The sequence below is a fragment of the Sphingobacterium haloxyli genome (assembly GCF_002980525.1).
Classification (GTDB): Bacteria; Bacteroidota; Bacteroidia; order Sphingobacteriales; family Sphingobacteriaceae; genus Sphingobacterium; species Sphingobacterium haloxyli.
In genome coordinates, this window is sequence record NZ_PVBQ01000008.1 from 41851 (window position 1) to 61264 (window position 19414).

18 protein-coding genes and 1 other RNA gene are annotated in these 19414 nt (G+C 41.7%); 12 read left to right on the forward strand and 7 right to left on the reverse strand.

What is annotated here, in order from left to right; all coding sequences use genetic code 11:
* Window positions 1–40 precede the first annotated feature (40 nt).
* On the reverse strand, window positions 41–1432 hold the full coding sequence (locus C5745_RS11585; RefSeq protein ID WP_105717175.1) for a type III PLP-dependent enzyme domain-containing protein: 1392 nt from the start codon (window positions 1430–1432) through the stop codon (window positions 41–43).
* A gap of 109 nt (window positions 1433–1541) precedes the next feature.
* On the opposite strand from C5745_RS11585, the gene argS reads away from it, so the two are divergent.
* From argS to C5745_RS11610, 5 genes are all read left to right on the forward strand, one after another.
* Window positions 1542–3326, forward strand: a complete 1785-nt coding sequence (argS, locus tag C5745_RS11590) for an arginine--tRNA ligase (protein WP_105717176.1) — start codon at window positions 1542–1544, stop codon at window positions 3324–3326.
* Window positions 3327–3490: 164 nt separating this feature from the next.
* Window positions 3491–4579, forward strand: coding sequence for a Gfo/Idh/MocA family oxidoreductase (locus C5745_RS11595; protein WP_243403324.1), 1089 nt, complete (start codon window positions 3491–3493; stop codon window positions 4577–4579).
* Window positions 4579–5772, forward strand: coding sequence for a BaiN/RdsA family NAD(P)/FAD-dependent oxidoreductase (locus C5745_RS11600; protein WP_105717177.1), 1194 nt, complete (start codon window positions 4579–4581; stop codon window positions 5770–5772). Before C5745_RS11595 ends, C5745_RS11600 begins: the two co-directional genes overlap by 1 nt.
* Before the next feature lie 77 nt (window positions 5773–5849).
* Window positions 5850–6247: RNase P RNA component class A (gene rnpB / locus C5745_RS11605), an RNA gene on the forward strand.
* A 40-nt stretch (window positions 6248–6287) separates the two neighbouring features.
* Window positions 6288–7673, forward strand: coding sequence for a sigma-54-dependent transcriptional regulator (locus C5745_RS11610; protein WP_105717178.1), 1386 nt, complete (start codon window positions 6288–6290; stop codon window positions 7671–7673).
* A 42-nt stretch (window positions 7674–7715) separates the two neighbouring features.
* On the opposite strand, the gene C5745_RS11615 is transcribed toward C5745_RS11610, so the two are convergent.
* Both C5745_RS11615 and C5745_RS11620 read right to left on the reverse strand, forming a co-directional pair.
* Window positions 7716–7898 (reverse strand): LPXTG cell wall anchor domain-containing protein, encoded by a 183-nt coding sequence (locus C5745_RS11615; RefSeq protein ID WP_105717179.1) that lies wholly within the window; start codon window positions 7896–7898, stop codon window positions 7716–7718.
* Window positions 7899–8083: 185 nt separating this feature from the next.
* The gene (locus C5745_RS11620) at window positions 8084–8935 is read right to left on the reverse strand and encodes an ATP cone domain-containing protein (protein WP_207795788.1); all 852 of its coding nucleotides are present in this window, start codon (window positions 8933–8935) and stop codon (window positions 8084–8086) included.
* Between the two features lie 89 nt (window positions 8936–9024).
* On the opposite strand from C5745_RS11620, the gene C5745_RS11625 reads away from it, so the two are divergent.
* Window positions 9025–9327: a YgaP-like transmembrane domain gene (locus C5745_RS11625; protein ID WP_105717180.1), complete on the forward strand. Its 303-nt coding sequence runs from the start codon at window positions 9025–9027 to the stop codon at window positions 9325–9327.
* 61 nt (window positions 9328–9388) lie between these two features.
* On the opposite strand, the gene C5745_RS11630 is transcribed toward C5745_RS11625, so the two are convergent.
* The 4 genes from C5745_RS11630 to C5745_RS11645 are packed head-to-tail and all read right to left on the reverse strand — an operon-like array spanning window position 9389 to window position 12867.
* Entirely contained in the window at window positions 9389–10198 is an 810-nt protein-coding gene (locus C5745_RS11630; RefSeq protein ID WP_105717181.1) for a phosphate ABC transporter ATP-binding protein, read from the reverse strand.
* Complete coding sequence (locus tag C5745_RS11635; RefSeq protein WP_105717182.1) at window positions 10153–11007, reverse strand: PstA family ABC transporter permease; 855 nt, start codon at window positions 11005–11007, stop codon at window positions 10153–10155. The genes C5745_RS11630 and C5745_RS11635 overlap by 46 nt, the downstream gene beginning before the upstream one ends.
* Window positions 11007–11894, reverse strand: coding sequence for a phosphate ABC transporter permease subunit PstC (gene pstC / locus C5745_RS11640; RefSeq protein WP_243403325.1), 888 nt, complete (start codon window positions 11892–11894; stop codon window positions 11007–11009). The genes C5745_RS11635 and pstC overlap by 1 nt, the downstream gene beginning before the upstream one ends.
* Window position 11895: 1 nt before the next feature.
* A complete protein-coding gene (locus C5745_RS11645; RefSeq protein ID WP_105717184.1) occupies window positions 11896–12867 on the reverse strand; it encodes a PstS family phosphate ABC transporter substrate-binding protein in 972 nt (323 codons plus the stop codon).
* A gap of 172 nt (window positions 12868–13039) precedes the next feature.
* Here C5745_RS11645 and C5745_RS11650 point away from each other — a divergent pair, with 172 nt between their 5' ends.
* The 6 genes from C5745_RS11650 to C5745_RS11675 are packed head-to-tail and all read left to right on the forward strand — an operon-like array spanning window position 13040 to window position 19389.
* Complete coding sequence (locus tag C5745_RS11650) at window positions 13040–15151, forward strand: HEPN domain-containing protein (RefSeq protein WP_105717185.1); 2112 nt, start codon at window positions 13040–13042, stop codon at window positions 15149–15151.
* A gap of 20 nt (window positions 15152–15171) precedes the next feature.
* Entirely contained in the window at window positions 15172–15936 is a 765-nt protein-coding gene (cobA, locus tag C5745_RS11655; RefSeq protein ID WP_105717186.1) for a uroporphyrinogen-III C-methyltransferase, read from the forward strand.
* Entirely contained in the window at window positions 15937–16530 is a 594-nt protein-coding gene (locus tag C5745_RS11660; RefSeq protein ID WP_105717187.1) for a precorrin-2 dehydrogenase/sirohydrochlorin ferrochelatase family protein, read from the forward strand.
* On the forward strand, window positions 16514–17209 hold the full coding sequence (locus C5745_RS11665) for a phosphoadenylyl-sulfate reductase (protein WP_105717188.1): 696 nt from the start codon (window positions 16514–16516) through the stop codon (window positions 17207–17209). Before C5745_RS11660 ends, C5745_RS11665 begins: the two co-directional genes overlap by 17 nt.
* 25 nt (window positions 17210–17234) lie before the next feature.
* Window positions 17235–18125 carry a sulfate adenylyltransferase subunit CysD gene (gene cysD, locus C5745_RS11670; protein WP_105717189.1) on the forward strand — a complete coding sequence of 297 codons (891 nt, stop codon included), beginning with the start codon at window positions 17235–17237 and terminating at the stop codon, window positions 18123–18125.
* 19 nt (window positions 18126–18144) lie between these two features.
* Window positions 18145–19389 carry a sulfate adenylyltransferase subunit 1 gene (locus tag C5745_RS11675; RefSeq protein ID WP_105717190.1) on the forward strand — a complete coding sequence of 415 codons (1245 nt, stop codon included), beginning with the start codon at window positions 18145–18147 and terminating at the stop codon, window positions 19387–19389.
* Window positions 19390–19414: the final 25 nt, after the last annotated feature.

The window sequence follows — 19414 nt, forward strand, 5'->3', positions numbered from 1 at the left end:
GGCAACCGATGCTTTTTTAGGACTTGTAAGTTATAACTTATCACTGATACCCCAGTAATTTCATCACTTGCTTGGAGTTCTGTTCTTCTCCAAATACCTCGAAATTGAACGTCTCGTCTCGATTTCTACGAACGAGGACGTGTTTCGGTGACGGAAGCAGGCAATGGTGAATGCCACCATACCCACTAAGCACATCCTGGTAAGCTCCCGTGTGAAAGAAACCCAAGTATTGCACTTTACGTGTTTTGGGCATAAAGATGGAGTCCATGTGTGCCTCCTGGCTATAGTAATCTTGGCCATCACAGGTAATACCACCCAGATTCACCCTTTCGTATTCGAAATCCCAGTTATTTATTGGCAGGAGTATATATTTCTGATTCAATGCCCAAACATCAGGCAGGTTGGTAATAAAAGATCCATCAATCATAAACCATTTTTCCCTATCGTTCTGCAGTTTACGGCCGAGGACTTTATACAGAATACCCGATGCTTCGGCTACCGTGTATTTTCCGAACTCGGTAATGATATCTGGTTCCATCACTTCATGATGTGCGCAGATCTGCTTGATACGGTTAACGATTTCATTCACCATATATTCGTAGTCAAAATCGTGCACCAACGAATCTTTGAACGGCATGCCACCACCGATATCCAACGTGTCGAGGTCTGGATTTACTTTTTTGAATTTGCAATATAAAGTCACATATTTCTCGAGCTCGTTCCAGTAATAGGGCGTATCAGAAATACCGGAATTGATAAAGAAATGCAATAGTTTTACCTTGAAGTTCGGATTTCCGGCAATCTTGCTGTTGTAGAAATCGATAACATCTTCCGAACGTATACCTAACCGTGAGGTATAAAACTGCGCATCGGGCTGTTCCTCGGAAGCAATACGAACTCCCAGGGCACAAGGTTCATCTAGCTCAATCTCATCATCATAAAGATTGAATTCTTCTTTATTGTCCAAGACAGGGATAATATTAGTATACCCATCATGTATCATATCAATGATATACTGTTTATACTGATACGTTTTGAATCCGTTACAGATCACGGTGATGTCTTTTGACACTGTCCCAGCGCGCTCCAATGAATCAATCATCGGCATATCGAAAGCGGATGAGGTTTCCAGGTGAATGTCGTTCTTCAGCGCTTCTTCAACGATGTGCTTAAAATGCGACGATTTTGTACAATAACAATATTTATAAGATCCTCGATAATCGTTCTTCAAAATCGCCGTTTGAAATAAGATCTTCGCCTGCTGAATTTTCTTACTGACAATAGGTACATAGGTAAAACGTAAAGGTGTGCCGTACGTTTCTATCATCTCCATCAAATTCAGATCGTGGAAATACAATTCGTCGTCGATAATCTCGAATCCGTCTTGCGGAAAACCAACACTTAAGTCAAGAAATTCCTGATAGCTTTGCATTTTTTATTATTTTTGGCAAAGATATACTTTCATGATGAATACTTTACTATAGTGGATTATATTTTTTGCATTCATTATCAGGAAGTTATAAAAATTACGAAATAATTACATGACGAATTCTATTCAACAAACTTTAATTGCACATACGATCCAAGCAGTGCGAGAGCTTTACAGTGCGGATATTCCTGAATCGCAGGTGACTTTGCAGGAAACCAGAAAAGAGTTTGAAGGGCATATCACCGTAGTCGTTTTTCCCGTGACACGTTTCTCTAAAAAATCGCCGGAACAAACTGGGAACGACATCGGAGAATTCCTTCAACGTACTGTACCTGCGATATCAGCCTTTAATGTAATCAAAGGCTTCTTAAATATCAGCTTTGCCGATCAGTATTGGATAGCGTTGGTTAACAAGAAGTTGATAGACGCGTCTTTTGGCATATTCCCTTCGAATGGAAAGAAGTTGATGGTGGAATATAGTTCGCCGAATACCAATAAACCGCTTCATTTAGGGCATATTCGGAACAACTTATTAGGATATTCCGTTTCGGAGATTTTAAAGGCTTATGGTTATGATGTGGTGAAAGCCAATCTTGTCAACGACCGCGGTATCCACATCTGTAAGTCGATGCTTGCCTGGCAGAAATACGGAAATGGGGAAACACCTACACTAGCAGGGCTGAAAGGTGATCATCTGGTAGGTAAGTACTATGTTGTCTTCGATAAAGAATATAAAAAGGAAATCGACACACTGAAAGCGCAGGGACAGACGGAAGAGGAAGCGAAGAAAAATGCGCCCTTGATAATGGAAGCGCAAGCGATGCTCCAAAAGTGGGAAGCTGGTGAGGAGGAGGTTATCCAGTTATGGAAAACGATGAACGGATGGGTATATGAAGGGTTTGAGAAAACATATAAACAGCTGGGCGTAGATTTTGACAAGTTTTATTATGAATCGAACACGTATTTGCTAGGAAAGGATATTATTCAGGAAGGATTAGACAACGGCGTCTTCTTTCGAAAAGCGGACAATTCGGTGTGGATTGATTTAACAGACGAGGGACTAGATGAGAAACTGGTGTTACGGGGCGATGGTACATCGGTATACATTACGCAGGACCTGGGAACAGCCCAACTGAAATACGATGAGTTCGAGATGGACGAATCTATCTATGTGGTAGGAAATGAACAGGATTATCACTTTAAGGTGCTGTTCTTGATCTTGAAGAAATTAGGAAAACCTTGGGCAGAAGGGCTTTTCCATTTATCGTATGGTATGGTCGACCTGCCGTCCGGCAAAATGAAGTCGAGAGAGGGAACGGTTGTCGATGCGGACGACCTGATGACAGAGATGATCGAAACCGCTAAAGCGCGTACCGAAGAATTGGGTAAAACGGAAGGACTGGACGAAGAAGAAAGAGCTTCGCTGTACAACACGATAGGCATGGGTGCTTTAAAGTACTTCTTGTTGAAAGTAGATCCTAAGAAACGGCTTTTGTTTGACCCAAATGAATCTGTCGATTTTCAAGGACATACGGGGCCGTTTATCCAATATACACATGCGCGTATTAAATCAGTTTTACGCAAAGCATCTTACAATGAGTCGATAGCGTTAGGTTATCCAGCGGATCTCTCTGTTTACGAGCAAGATTTAATACAAGCTTTGAGCAGATTTCCGGAGGTATTGGAAGCTTCAGCGAAGGAATTTTCGCCGGCCCAATTGGCCAACTATGCTTATGAGCTCGCCAAGCTTTATAATAAGTTTTATCACGAAGAAAGCATTATAAAAGCCGAGGATGATACTGTCAAGAATTTCCGTTTACACTTGTCGGCGATAGCGGCACGGATTATTTCGGAAAGTATGCGGCTATTGGGGATTGAGGTGCCGGAGAGAATGTAGGTTTTTCTTTTCTTTTTCTCCGCGAAAAAGAAACAAAAAGCTCGCCGCTGGGAATCTTTGCATAAGGGTGAGGTGCAAAGGCAAGTTTGTACAGATGCAAAGTTTCCAAGGCGGCATTTAGTGTTAATAAAGGGTACAACAAATTGATTATAAATCAAAATATTATGGAATCTATGCAAACCAAATATAAAATAGGTTTAATAGGCTTTTCAATAGGCGGACAGGTATTCCATGCGCCTTTTATTGTTGGAAATCCGTCTCTTGAGTTGTATAAAGTCACGGCGAGAAAACCAGAACAGCAGCAGGTTTTGGCTAATAAATACCCTGCAGCTCTTGCTGTACAAACACCGGATAAAATCATCGACGATCCCCTAGTGGATATTGTTGTGGTGGCAACGTCTAATGACGTGCATTTTTCACTGGCCAAACGAGCGTTGGAAGCGGGCAAACATGTAGTTGTGGAAAAACCATTCACCAATACAACCGCAGAGGCGGATGAGTTGATCGCGTTAGCAAAACGGAAGGGACGGATATTGACAGTTCATCATAATGCTAGATTTCACTCTGATTTTAAGACGGTAAAAAAAATTATAGAAAGTAAAAGATTAGGTCCTGTGGTTAATTATCAAGCACGGTTTGATCGTTTTAGAAACTTTCTGCGAGCGGGTGCATGGCGGGAGCAAGATTTGCCGGGTTCGGGTATCCATTATGATTTGGGTGCGCATCTAATAGATCAAGCACTGCAACTTTTCGGCAAACCCGATGCTGTTTTTGCCGATTTGCGGAAGCAGCGTGAACACGCCAAGGCGGTTGATGATTTTGAATTTATATTAAGTTATCCAACGCGCAAGATATCTTTATTCGGACAGATGCTTGCAAAAGAACCCACTCCCCGGTTTGCATTGTACGGCCTAAACGGTTCCTTCGTAAAACCAGGTGTCGATCCGCAAGAAGCGCTATTACGGCATGGCGCATTACCGCACGAGGACTTAAATTGGGGGAAAGAGCCCGAGCATATCTATGGTATATTAAATATCGTGGAAAACAGACAGGATATACGAGAAACAATCCCCAGTGAGATAGGTTCGGGACAGGATTTCTATCGAAATTTGGTAGGCGTATTGCGAGGTGAAAGTGCTTTAATTGTAACTCCTGAACAGGCCCGGGATGTTATCCGCATCTTAGAAACCGCAGAGCAATCTTGGAGGGAACAGCGGGTTATTTCCCTTAAGGATCAATTAATTGCGTATTAATGACCTACGATGCGATTATAGTTGGCGGAGGCGCATGCGGACTGATGTGTGCGGTGCAGGCGGGACTGTTGGGCAAACGTACATTGATTCTGGAAAGAAATGACAGACCCGGCGCAAAGATACTAATTTCGGGAGGTGGACGCTGTAATTTCACTAACCTATATACCGCACCGGAAAATTTCATTACGGAAAACCCTCATTTTTTGCACACCGCTTTTTCGCAATGGACGGTAGACGATACGATTTCTTTTTTTGAGAATTTCGGTGGAATCCAAGGACAGGAGAAAACACTTGGTCAGCTTTTTCCGAAGTCTAATAAAGCGAAGGATGTTGTTGCGGTTTTTACAAAGCTGATGTATGAGACCGGGCAGGATATTTGGGTGGACACCGAAGTGAAATCTGTTAAGCAACAAGAAGATGGATACGCGGTGTCTTTTGTACGACAGGGAAACGAACAACAGCTTTTTTGTAAGAAAGTCGTTTTTGCTTCCGGAGGCTTACCTGTCGCTAAACTAGGTGCTTCGGATTTTGCCATAAGGTCAGCTCGTCAATTTGGTTTATCCATCATCGACACTGCACCAGCACTTGTGCCGTTAACTATAACCGGAAAAGATGCTTCTTGGTATGCTTCGTTAGCGGGGAATAGTGTTTTTGCGCGTGTCTATAACAATAAGATTAATTTTGAAGAAAATATCCTCTTTACCCACTGGGGATTGAGTGGTCCGGCTATTTTACAAATATCGTCCTATTGGCGTGCAGGTGAAACGTTTACGATAGATTTGCTACCTAAATTTCGCTTAGTTGACCTGATCAAAAACGAACGAACAGCAGGAGGGAAGCGTACTGTCGGACAATTGCTGAACGATTATTTTACAAGAAAGATGGTAGAAGCCCTAGGAAAATATCTTCCGATCGATCTAAAGATTGCCTCGCTAAGTAAAACCGACGCTAAACTAATCTGCGACACGATACATGAATTTATAGTGAAGCCTGCAGGTGATAAGGGCTATGATAAAGCGGAAGTGATGCGGGGTGGCGTGTCAACGGATGAGCTTAACCCGCGTACGCTGGAAGCTAAAAAACAGCCGGGGCTTTATTTCGGAGGCGAAGCAGTAGATGTTACCGGATGGCTTGGCGGTTATAACTTTCAATGGGCCTGGGCTTCAGGTTATCTGATTGCGCAGGATCTATAGGAGGTGATTAGTCCCGCAGCGGACAAGCGTAGTCGTTTTTCGTCTCAACCTCACATAATTTTCGTACATTTGCATCGAAGCAAACTGGTTCTATCGCTGTCGCATCTTCGGATGGGAAAGAGGAAAGTCCGGGCAACATAGAGCAACACGCTTCCTAACGGGAAGGCTCTTACGTAAGTAAGAGACAGAAAGTGCCACAGAAAATATACCGCCCCGACTCGTCGGGGTAAGGGTGAAAACGTGAGGTAAGAGCTCACGGTCTTGCATGGTGACATGCATTGCGGTAAACCTCGTGTGTTGAAAGACCAAATAGGTTACGAACCTCGAAGGCTGCTCGTCTTCTTCCGATCTTTTCGGAATTCGTAATGGGTAGGTTGATCGAGCTTGCGTGCGAATGCAGGCCTAGATAAATGATAGAAATCCGCTCGTGTTATGCGATGGGATACAGAACCCGGCTTACAAGGTTTGCTTCTTTTATAAAAAGATAGTTTTTATTCACCAAGATAAATACATATATGACAACAATCTTAATCATCGACGACGAACGCCCCATAAGAAGCTCGCTACGCGATATTTTGGAATATGAAGATTATAAGGTGCTGGATGTCGATAATGGATTTGATGGCTTAGCTATCCTGAAAAAGGAAAAAATAGACCTTGTTCTATGTGATATCAAAATGAACAAAATGGACGGTATGGAGGTCTTGACGGAGGCACAAGATATCTGTGATACACCATTTATCATGATTTCCGGTCACGGTACCATTGAGACTGCGGTAGAAGCTGCGCGAAAGGGCGCTTTTGACTTTTTGGAAAAGCCGCTCGATCTTAATAGGTTGTTGATAACTGTTCGTAATGCCCTTGAAAAAGGGGTCTTGGTCAAGGAAACCAAAGTTCTTAAGAAAAAAGTCTCCAAAACGAAGGAAATATTAGGGATATCTCCAACTATCAGCCTTATAAAGGAAACAATAGATCGCGTGGCTCCGACAGAAGCACGTGTTTTGATTACTGGAGAGAACGGCTCGGGAAAGGAACTGGTAGCCCATTGGCTTCATGAAAAGTCTGCTCGTTCGAACTCACCTTTAGTAGAAGTCAATTGTGCGGCAATCCCCTCAGAATTGATAGAGTCCGAACTGTTTGGGCATGAAAAAGGCTCCTTCACGTCTGCCGTAAAGCAGCGCATCGGAAAATTTGAACAGGCCAACGGTGGAACTTTGTTTTTGGATGAAATTGGCGATATGAGCCTTTCTGCACAAGCAAAAGTACTGCGTGCACTTCAGGAAAACAAAATAACGCGGGTAGGAGGGGAAAAAGAAATAGATGTAAATGTCCGTGTAATTGCCGCGACAAATAAAGATTTGCTAAAAGAGATAGAAGAGGGCAACTTCCGTATGGACCTTTACCACCGCCTAAGCGTAATCTTGATTCATGTGCCACCTTTGAAAGAGCGGATTTCTGATATCCCGATTATTGCCTCTAATTTTTGTGAAGAAATATGCGGGGGATACAATACGCCAACAAAGGAAATTACAGAAGGCGCAATGCAAGCGTTACAAGCTTTGCCGTGGACGGGAAATATTCGCGAATTGCGGAACATGATCGAACGTTTGATTATCCTGAGTGATAAAAAGATTACCGAAAAAGACGTGGCTTTGTACGCGAACCCATCGAATGGCAACCTCACCATTGGGAATAACGCAGGTTCAAAAGAGGAAGGAATGCTTGATTTTGATAAATTTGAATCTTTTCAAGATTTTAAGGATTACGCAGAAAAGGAATTTATCAACTTTAAATTGGATAAGAATGGGTGGAACGTTTCAAAGACCGCTGATGACATCGGAATACAACGCAGCCACTTATATCATAAAATTGAAAAGTTCGGTTTGAAACGCGCGGAATAGTAAAATAACGGAAACGATGGACATATTAAACCATCGTTTCCGTTATTCGTTGAATTTTCGTTTTTGCCTTCTATAAAGTACAATAATAATAAGTAAAAGAATAATCGCTCCCACAATAATCGCTGCTGTGGATGACGTTTCCTCTCCTTCTGTATTTATATGTTGTTCTGCTTTTGCAAGCAACGTGATATAGCTAAATAAAATAATAAACCCCACTTTTCTCATAACTTAAATATTAAAAAACACAATGAACGTAATGTAATGTTTTCGTACACAAATAACAAATGTGTTGGTTGCAAATATGGGTTGTTTTTTGTTAAAATATGTTAAATAAGTGTTAAAGTCGTTTTATTTTTTTGTTGGCTTTAGGCTTAATGTCTTTATAACGAGACACTAAGCCGTTCGGGGCACTAACTAATATCAGCTGACGGACTGTGAATTAACTCCTGCGCCTCTATTAAAATACGTTTTTTTTGTTGCCGATTAGTTTGTAAATACTCGAGGTACTCTGGGTTTTGCACTAAATCGCGAACGAGTATACAGCTGTTCTTGAGCAGCAGATTTTTCTCTGCACCATTTAGATTAGTTAAACAGGTTATAGGATATAATTCTAAGTTATCTACTAGATGCTTAATGTTATTGTGAGTGGGGTAGTCCCAGGCCAACATATTTAATTTGTAATATTCCCCAAAACTGATGGAATCAGCGGTAAGGTACGCGTTCGTCACCAACCAACCATCCGTAAATTGTCGCGCTGTCTCAAAAAAGGAAAAGGACAGACCTTTGATGTCTTTTACCCTAGAGAGGAAATACATCGGAGTGGTCACAGAAATTTTTGCGTCTACATCGTTCCGGAATTTACACTCTATGGCTAGCATAGCATTGCCCTTTGTAGCTATAACATCAATCTCATGTGTTACAGCATGGCCTTGTACTGTCTTTCCTGTGACTGTACTATAGCCGACATTCGCAAACACCTTTCCGATCCATTTCTCAAAATAAAAACCCTCCGGACCTAAATCTCGGAGTGCTTTCTTCAACGAGTATCTTGCTGCGTAAGAATCACGGAGATTTTTTAGCAAATCAAAAGCTAATTCATAAAGTTCGCGTGTAGTGATGCCCTCATATAGGTGGGGCTGTATGCGCTGGAAAACCTTATTGACTTCGTCTTCCGAAGCTTCGGACCTGGACAGAGAATATCGTAGTTTATTTGGTTCGAAAGGAACTAGTTCTCCCGAATGTTTCTTTACGTTGATTGTCATCGTATTTGTTTAATGCCAGAAAGTACAATTTTTTATATTAACAGCAAAACATTTTAGACAAATAGTTTGTTCTATCTAAAAATCATGTTATGGGAATAATAGAACAAGCCGCAGATAAAATGAAGACTAAACTGGATGATGTTTGTGAACATGGTAAAATAGCAAGTTCAGAACGTATGCTGTCTGTGATAGCAGGGGGTTTTATCTTAGGATATGGTATCAAAAAGATATTAAAGAACCCTTTGCGTGCTATTTCTGGTGTTACGCTCGGAAGTGCCCTAGTTATGAGGGGCTTAACGGGGAAATGCCCTGTAAAGGGTGCTGTAGAAGCAGCGGCAGGTGAAGAGGAACGAAACTTGGCGTTAATTGAACGCCGCTATTTCGAGAAATAAATCAAGGTTTGTTATATACTAATTCAAGCTAAACCATCTTAAAGTGGTTTAGCTTTTTTTATTAACTTATAAAACCTTTTACATATTGCTGCGTAATTTCATGCTGCGGATTTAACAGTACATCTTCTGTCTTGCCAAACTCTATTATTTCTCCGTTGTACACAAATATAATGTAGTCCGATACACGACGTGCCTGTCGAAGAATGTGAGTAACAAGTACAATCGTGTAGTTCTGCTTAAGTGATATTAATAAATTCTCAATTGTTTGCGTAGATACGGGGTCCAGAGCTGACGTGGATTCATCTCCTAAAATAATCTCAGGCTTAACAGCCAGACCTCTGGCCAAGCATAAACGTTGTTGCTGCCCTATAGATAACTGCGTTGCAGATGCATCTAAACGATCCTTAACCTCCTCCCATAGACCGACATTCCGCAGCTGCGTTTCTACGATCTGGGTCAATACCTGTTTGTTTTTCTCCCCATGTATCCGGGGACCGTATGCGACGTTTTCAAATATAGACATAGGCAAGGGGAAGGGTTTCTGAGACAGTAGGCCCATCTTTTTGCGTATGTGGGTGACCTCTGCATTTTTGGCATACAAGTCCTCGCCGTTCACTAGAACAGATCCCGTAATCTCCACGCCTTTAGCATCGTCTACCAGACGATTTAAGGTCTTGAGCAGCGTCGTTTTCCCTCCGCCCGACGGCCCGATAATGGAAGTTACCGAATTATTAGGGATAGACAAATTGATATTCCTTAAAATACGTTTACCTTCAATCGTGACGTTCAGGTCTTTAATTTGTATGTGTGGGATAGAAGTGCTCACTAGATCTTGTGTTTCTGCTGTCTGGATGCTAGAAGATGTGTACATATAACGATTATTAAAATAATAAATGTTAAAACTAATGCGGAAGCGTAGGCACGCCCCTGTACTTCCGGAATTGGACTGCTCAACTGAAAGAATATTGCCAATGGCAACGTGGCAGCAGGTTCGTCTATATATTTTGGGAGATTATCGCTAAACCCAGTCGTCAACAAAACGCCTGCCACATCGCCTATTGCCCTGCCAAATGCCAGCAAAATAGCAGTAAAAATACCTGGTTTGATATATTTTAGAAGAACCTTAGCTAATTCCCACCGGGTCGAACCGAGCGAAAAAGTAACATGTTTTAAATCTACGGGAATTGTTTTTAACAATTCATCTATGGTACGCACTACGATGGGAATCGTAAGTAGTGTAATCGTGATAATGCCTCCCAATAAAGATGCCCTGATACCCATCCAGACCATGATACTGAAAGCAATAGCACCGTAAACAATGGAAGGGATACCGAAGAGAACGTCAAATAACAGCTTGCAAGAACGCTCCAAAAAAGATCCACTCTTTACATATACGTTGAGGAAGATGGAAATCGGAATTCCAATCACTGTAGCAAGCACGGTTGAGAATGTTGCTAAATAAAGCGACCCTAAAATAGCATTCAAAATACCGCCCTCTTTTCCAATATAAAAGCCACCTTTTGGAGCTTGGCTAATCATTTCCCATGATAAATATGGGAGCCCCTTATAAAGAATGGTGCCGACGATAAAAAATAATGAACCCGTAATTGTGATCCCAGAAAGCTGCATTGCCATCTTCGCTATTTTCTCTTTCAGTAGTCGCTTTTTTATATTAGTCATTAGGATTTCCCCTCCAATCTATTAAGAATCAAACGTGATATTAAATTAAAGCCAAAAATGAGCACGAACAAGAGTAGAGCTGCGAACATTAAAGCAGAGTCGTACAATGGTATTGACATCATCTCGCCAAAGTTATTTGCAATTAAGGCCGGCAAAGGGTAACCTGCATCAAAAAAAGATTTCGGAATTTGTGGTATGTTCCCACAAACCATAAGCACAGCGATCGTTTCGCCAAAAGCCCGAGAAATTCCTAAAACAACAGCTGCGATTAACCCTGGTTTCGTTTTTACCAGTATAACCTTAACAATGGTTTCCCATTTTGTTGCTCCTAACGAAAGAGAAGCGGCTTTCAATTCATACGGTATAGTTTGTAGGACCTCCACCATTATACTGACCATAATGGGGAAAATCATTACTGCGAGGACAATTCCTCCTGCAAATACGGTGTAGCCAGTGGTTTCCGCGCCCACGATAGGCGCAATGTAATCGCTTAAAAAAGGAACGACGAACAATACGCCCCAAACACCGTAAAGTACGGGGGGAATTGCAGCTAGCATATTCACCAAAGGTAAAACCATTCTGCGCAGTGCTTCGCTAGCGTATTCCACTAGGTAAACAGAAGCCAAAATACAAAGGGGAGCAGCAATAATAAGGGATATAAACGTTACCCAAATGGTTCCCATGATGAACGGAAGAAACCCAAAGCTTCCATTGAGTGGCGACCATACACTCTCTGTGAGGATTGCACCTAAGCTTTCCGCATGAAGCAACGGCAAAGATTTGAAACCAAGCCCTATGAGGATAAGGACAATAACAATAAGGGATATGGCCAACAGCATGCCAAAACTACGCTGAATGAGCTTATCTTTTATTAATCTCCAATTCACTTTATAACGATAATTTATTTAGTTCTTTACTCTTAATCTCTTCGTTCAAAGGCACATACCCGTTTTCGAGCAGATAACCCTGTTGTTCCTTCTCTAGGACAAACTGTATAAAAGCTGTCAATAGCTTTGTCTTTTTCTCGGCATGAATGACAAATGTTAAGTTACGAGAAGGGGGAGAGGGATAACGATCGGTGGCAACAGCATTTGTTAATGAATCAATTTGGTCATAGAAATCCTCCCCTTCATCGATACGCCCGTTGCTGTTAAGGTCCAGGGGAAGGATGGCAATATTTTCTACGGTGTGCTTTGTCTTGAGATCATAAACAAAGTTAATATTACTGAAACCGATCGAAAGCGGTTTATCCTTAATCGCCTGTACCAAACCTGGGTCTCCGAATATACCTACTCCCTTCATTCCCTCTTGATGTACGCCGAGAAACTTTGCCCATGTTTCGGCAGCTCCCGCCGCGTCTGAACGTACATATACTTCAATAGGCTTTTTCACAAAACGAGCATCTATATCGCTCCAAAGTTTATATTTTTGGTGTACAAAAATACCCTCTAGTTCTTCATGCGTAAGGCCGCGCTCTTTGATAAGTGTATAATTAGGGTGGTTACTATTGAAAGAACCTACAACAGCGTCCTTTGCTACATGTATCGGATACGCTCCACGAACAAGCTCCTGCTGATGCAGGTCGCGTGACACCAAGCCGATATCCACCATATTTGACAAAACGTCGGAAATACCCTTTCCTGCGCCCCCCGCAGAAATATTAAACCGTACGTTTGGATGCTCTTTTTTAAAATCTTCACTCCACAATACAACAATTGGATATAATGCGAATGCGCCCGAAATAGAAATATTTCCCGTGTAACCATTTACTTCATCGTATCCTTCTTTTACTTTTGGAGCGCAAGACGTTGTCAAGAATAAAAGAAATAGACTGTATATTAAACACTTAAATTTATTCACTTGTTTTATCGTTTGAATTGCTTCAAAAAAATATTTTTACAAATATATACTAAATTGGTAGATTTTATATGATTAATAGATGAAAATTTTATAACTTTGTCATCAAGTTGTTGAGAAGACGTTATTAGATGATGACGATAATTGACAAAATTAAAAAATGAGAGAATAGATTATGCAAAGCTTTCGCACAGAATTAGAGAATCCAGTAGTAGAGCAGGAGATAATTGAACTGGAAAGAAAGATAAGATCCTACCGCCAGGGGGAAATGGTAGAAGATAAATTCAAATCTTTACGGTTAGCTCGTGGTATCTATGGCCAACGGCAACCTGGCGTCCAGATGATACGTATCAAATTGCCTTTCGGTAAGCTGACATTTAAACAACTGTTAAAGATTGCGGATATTTCAGATGAGTACGCTAGTAGCAATATCCATTTTACGACACGACAGGATATTCAAATACATTTTGTAAGCTTGGAACGCACTCCGGAGTTATGGGCAAAACTAGCAGAAGATGATATGACGCTCCGCGAAGCTTGTGGTAATACAGTCCGGAATGTCACAGCTTCGCCTGCAGCTGGGGTAGATCCCGACGAACCTTTTGACGTTTCTTCTTACGCACAGAGTACTTTCGAGTATTTTGTTCGGAACCCGATCTGTGCCGAAATGGGTCGAAAGTTTAAGATAGCATTTTCTTCTAGTGTAAAAGACACCGCTTTTTCCTATATACACGACTTTGGTTTTATCCCTAAGGTTAAAATGGTAAACGGTCAGGAAGTACGGGGTTTTACCGTGATGTTCGGGGGTGGCTTGGGCGCGCAACCGATACTGGCGCATAAAACACATGATTTCTTGCCGGAAGATGAGCTTCTCCCATTGATGGAAGCAACTGTACGCGTGTTCGACCGCTATGGAGAACGCAACAATAGAAATAAAGCACGCTTTAAATATGTGGTCCAGAAATTAGGGTTAGAGGAAGTATTGAAACTAGTTGAGATCGAACGCAAAGCAAACAAAAATAAACGGGTTGTAATTGATAGTAATAAAATTGCACAACCTGAACCTCCAGCTGTATTTTCGGGTATCGTGGAGCCTCTCGATGCAAACGCTTATGAAATATGGTCAAGAACGAACGTTTTTGAACAGAAACAAAAGGGTTTTTATGGTGTATATGTCAAAGTTCCGACAGGAGATATATCCACAGCCAACGCGCGTTTATTGATAGCAGGAATTCGCGATCATGTTGCTGACGATATGCGGATTACACAAGATCAGAACTTACTATTAAAGTATGTTCGAAAAGAATCATTACCGCATATATACAATGTACTGCATCAGTTAGGTTACGCGAAGTTTGGATTCAATAGTACATTGGATGTGACGACCTGCCCGGGTACTGATACCTGCAATTTAGGGATATCTAACTCTACGGAAATGGCGCGTGTTCTTGAACAGTATATAGAGGAATTTCATGCAGATTTCGTCGATGAGACGAACCTAAAAATTAAAATCTCCGGTTGCATGAATTCATGCGGTCAGCATGGTTTAGCACATATCGGATTCCATGGAGCATCCCTTAAAGCGGGGGGTAAAGTATTGCCCGCTGCACAGGTCATGATAGGAGGCGGAACTGTCGGCGATGGAATTGGCCGGGTATCGGATAGAATAACCAAAGTGCCAACAAAGCGCGTCACACAGGTAGTGGATCTGGTGTTAAATGATTTCAAGGTAAATAAGTTAGGAGAGGAGAATTTTCATAACTATTACGACAGACAGACAAAGGATTATTTCTACCGTCTTTTAAAGCCCCTTGCCGATTTAACTAATCTGACAGACGACGAGTTTGTGGATTGGGGCCGTGACGATGTCTATAATACTGCCATTGGCGTTGGAGAATGTGCTGGGGTGGTTATTGATTTAGTTGCTACGCTGTTGTTCGAAGCTGAAGAGAAAATCGATTTAGCAAAAACAACATTAGAGAAAGGGCTATATGCTGACAGTATATACCATGCGTATAGTGCCTTTGTGTGGACAGCGAAAGCGTTGCTACTGGATAAGGGAATAAATGCCAGTACCCAAATAGCGATTATAGATGAATTTGATACGCAGTACGTCCAAACGGAACTATTCACTTTTCCGACTTCGTTCAAGGAGCGTGTGCTGCAAATCAACAAATACGAGCCGTCCCAAGAATTTGCAGAAGCATATATTACACAGTCCATTGCATTTTATGTTGACGCTGCTGCCCGGAGAGAAGAATTACGGACAGCGACGACAACTGCTTAGTTTAATAGGAGAGAAAAGAAATGCAGATTAAACCATTTATCACGCTAGTAGGAGCCGGGCCGGGAGATCCCGACTTGATTACGCTAAAAGGTATAAAAGCCATTCGTGAAGCAGACGTTGTTCTCTATGACGCTTTGGTGAATGAAGAACTATTATCCTATGCCAAACCGTCTTGCACACTGATTTATGTTGGCAAACGAGCTGAACGTATATCAACATCACAGGATTATATCAATAAACTTCTTGTTGATTACGCGTTAACCCACGGCCACGTCGTACGGTTAAAGGGCGGAGATCCGTTTGTATTTGGACGGGGAGGAGAAGAAATAGATTATGCACGCAAATTTAATATTCCTACGGCGGTTGTGCCTGGTATATCCTCATCTGCCGGTTTGACAGGATTGCAGCAGATTCCATTAACTTATCGTGGAATAAGCGAAAGTTTTTGGGTTATTACCGGATCCACATCGGATGGCCGCCTTTCAGCCGATTTAAAAGCGGCAGTACATACGAGTGCAACGGTTGTGATACTCATGGGCTATGCTAAATTGGCGGAAATCGTAGATTTCTACCAGCGACATGGAAAAGGCAAGCTGCCTATTGCACTTATTCAAAATGGTTCGCTACCAAATGAGCGCATCGCATTAGGACGAATAGACAATATCTTGGAGGAAGCAAAACGAAATTTGGTTGGCGTTCCCGCAATTATCGTATTGGGTGAGGTTGTCGCTAAACATCGAGAATTTGAAAATCTAAAAAATGGAATTCACTCACTTACTGTTTAGATGAACGAATTGTTTCCCATATATGTAAAACTTCACCAGATTCAGACGCTGTTGGTGGGTGCTGGAAATGTAGGACTGGAGAAATTGGAGGCAATCTTAGCCAATTCACCACTGACAAACCTACATATTGTGGCTACAAACGTGAGCTCAAAAGTTTATGAACTGGTAAGTGGAAAGGAAAATATAAAAATTTCTGAGCGGGCATTTAGCGACAGCGATATCAACGACGTCGATTTAATTATTCTTGCGACAAACAATGCGGCATTGAATGCCCACATTCGTCAACTGGCTACCACGCGCCATATTTTGCTGAATGTGGCTGATAAACCCGCTCTTTGTGATTTTTATTTGGGTTCGGTAGTTTCTAAAGGTAATCTTAAAATCGGTATATCAACTAATGGAAAATCCCCCACCATGGCGAAGCGGATCAAAGAGTTTCTTAACGACTTGCTTCCAGAAGAAATTGACGAAACACTGGAGTTAATGGGGCAATTAAGGGATAATTTAACAGGTGATTTCCAAGAAAAGGTACGGGTTTTAAATGCACATACAAAAGATGTCTTAAATAAAAAATCGTATGATAGCACAAATTAAGCAGGAAATAAAGGGGTTGAACGCTGCGGAAATTATCGAATATGTGCAGGCGAAATACGGTCCGAGAACAGTTTTTTCGACCTCATTTGGTATAGAGGATCAGGTTATCACGCATTTAATTGCGCAATCTGGAAAAGAAATATCCTTGTTTACCTTGGAAACAGGCCGTCTTTTTCCTGAAACATATTACGTATGGAATAGAACGTTGGAGAAATATAAACTTCCTATCAAAGCCTATTATCCAAACACCGATGCAGTAGCACAGATGGTCACCGAAAAAGGGCCGTCAAGCTTCTATGAATCAATAGAAAACAGGAAAGAATGTTGCTATATTCGTAAGATAGAACCACTGCATCGTGCGATAAAAGGTTTTGATATTTGGATTACAGGCATTCGCGCGGAACAGTCTGCCAATCGGGAGCATATGGAAAATGTCGAGTGGGATGCAGCAAACGCTATTATTAAGATACACCCGTTGTTCGACTGGACTTTAGAAGAAGTAGAGCGTTTTTTGAAAAAAAATGGGGTTCCTTATAATCCGTTGCATGATAAGGGTTTCCCAAGTATAGGCTGCCAACCTTGTACACGGGCAGTACGCGAAGGAGATGATTTCCGTGCTGGTCGATGGTGGTGGGAAGATAAAAGCAAAAAAGAATGTGGTCTACATGTTACGCAATAAACAGTAAATAGATTATAAACAGAAGATGGATTATTTAGATCATTTAGAGGCGGAGGCAATATATATCCTGCGTGAGGTAGCGGGACAATTTGAGAATCCTGCACTTTTATTTTCGGGAGGTAAGGATTCTATAACTTTAGTGCATCTGGCAAAAAAGGCATTTCGTCCAGGCAAATTTCCTTTTCCATTGGTGCATATTGATACCGGGCATAATTTCCCGGAAACAATTGAATTTAGAGACTGGCTAGTAGAACAGCTAGGAGAAAAGCTGATTGTTGGACTGGTGCAAGAAAGTATTGATCAGGGAAAGGCCGTAGAACAAAAAGGTAAGAACGCTAGTCGTAATGCCCTCCAGACCGTAACCCTTTTGGATACGATAGAGAAGTATGGTTTCGACGCCTGTATAGGAGGGGCTCGACGGGACGAGGAAAAGGCCAGAGCCAAAGAACGTATTTTTTCTGTACGTGATGAATTCGGGCAATGGGATCCGAAGCGTCAACGTCCTGAACTCTGGAACATCTTAAATGGAAAAATCCATAAGGGGGAAAACGTACGTGTGTTCCCTATTTCGAATTGGACAGAGCTTGATGTGTGGAATTATATAAAACGCGAGCAAATAGCATTGCCTTCCATATACTTTAGTCATGAACGTGATGTGGTGTTGCGGAATGGACAGTGGATGGCAGCAGCATCGTTTCTACAGATTGATGAAGAAGACACCGTAGAGCATAAATCTGTGCGTTTCAGGACGGTAGGAGACATGACTTGCACAGCTGCAGTAGATTCGGTTGCCACCGAACTCGATGATATTATCGAAGAAATAAAGGCTTCAACTGTTAGTGAAAGAGGAGCGAGGATGGATGACAAGGTTTCGGAAGCTGCGATGGAAGACCGAAAAAAACAGGGATATTTTTAAGGAAGTAAGCTAGAGGGAAATGAATATACTGAAATTTATAACAGCGGGTTCTGTAGATGACGGCAAAAGCACCTTAATTGGTAGATTGTTATATGATACCAATTCTATTTTAGACGATCAATTAGAAGCCATAAAAAAAGCCAACCGGAAAAACAACGATGGGACAGTTGACTTGGCGATTTTGACTGATGGTCTAAAAGCTGAGCGGGAACAAGGAATAACCATTGATGTTGCATACAAATATTTTCAAACGGAAAAACGAAAATTTATTATTGCCGACGCGCCCGGACATATCCAATATACCCGCAATATGGTGACAGGTGCATCAAACTCGGAATTGATTATTATTTTAATCGACGCGCGTAAAGGTGTTATTGAACAAACTAAACGTCACTCGTTTTTAGCTAAATTATTGTCATTGAAGAAAGTGCTGGTCTGTGTCAATAAAATGGATATGGTCGGGTTTGACTCCTTTGTTTACGAGCAAATCAAAGCTGACTACCTAAAGTTGGCGAACCGCTTAGGTCTGGAGAATGTCGACTTTATCCCTGTTTCTGCTTTAAGAGGGGATAATATAGTGCTTCGCTCAGAAAGAATGCCTTGGTATACCGGATGTTCTCTATTAGATTACTTGGAAACGGTCAATATAGAAGATGATAAGTTGCAACCATGGCGTTTTCCTGTTCAGTGGGTAGTACGACCGCAAACAGAAGATCTACATGACTATAGGGGATATGCCGGGCGTGTCCTAGGAGACGGCTTAAAGGTAGGAGAAGAGGTCATCGTATTGCCAAGCGGCGTAAAAAGCACCATAAAAAGCATCGCATTAGCAGAACAACAGCTGGACCAAGCGCAAAACGGGCAGTCCCTTATCGTCCATCTAACGGATGATATAGATATCTCGCGGGGAGATATTCTGGTGTCCGCCGATCATCCGGCATTAGCGGAAAGAAACTTTGAAGCCAATATATGTTGGTTTGACAACAAGTCATTAGACGTCAATCAAATTTATCTTTTGCAGAATCACAGCACGCTCACCAAAGTCAAGGTTACAGCGGTCTTGTATAAGTTTGACGTGAATACACAGGAAAAACATTATAACGGAGATATTCACTTAAACGATATTGGTAAGGTTGAAATCAAAGCCGCTAGTGAAGTCGTATTTGATTTGCATAAGGATTTCCCAGATAATTCACAAGCTATATTAGTTGATCCCAGAACGAATTTAACGGTCGGTGCCGTAATGATTGAGCGTGTGGCATGATTGATTAGCATATATGCGAGCATAG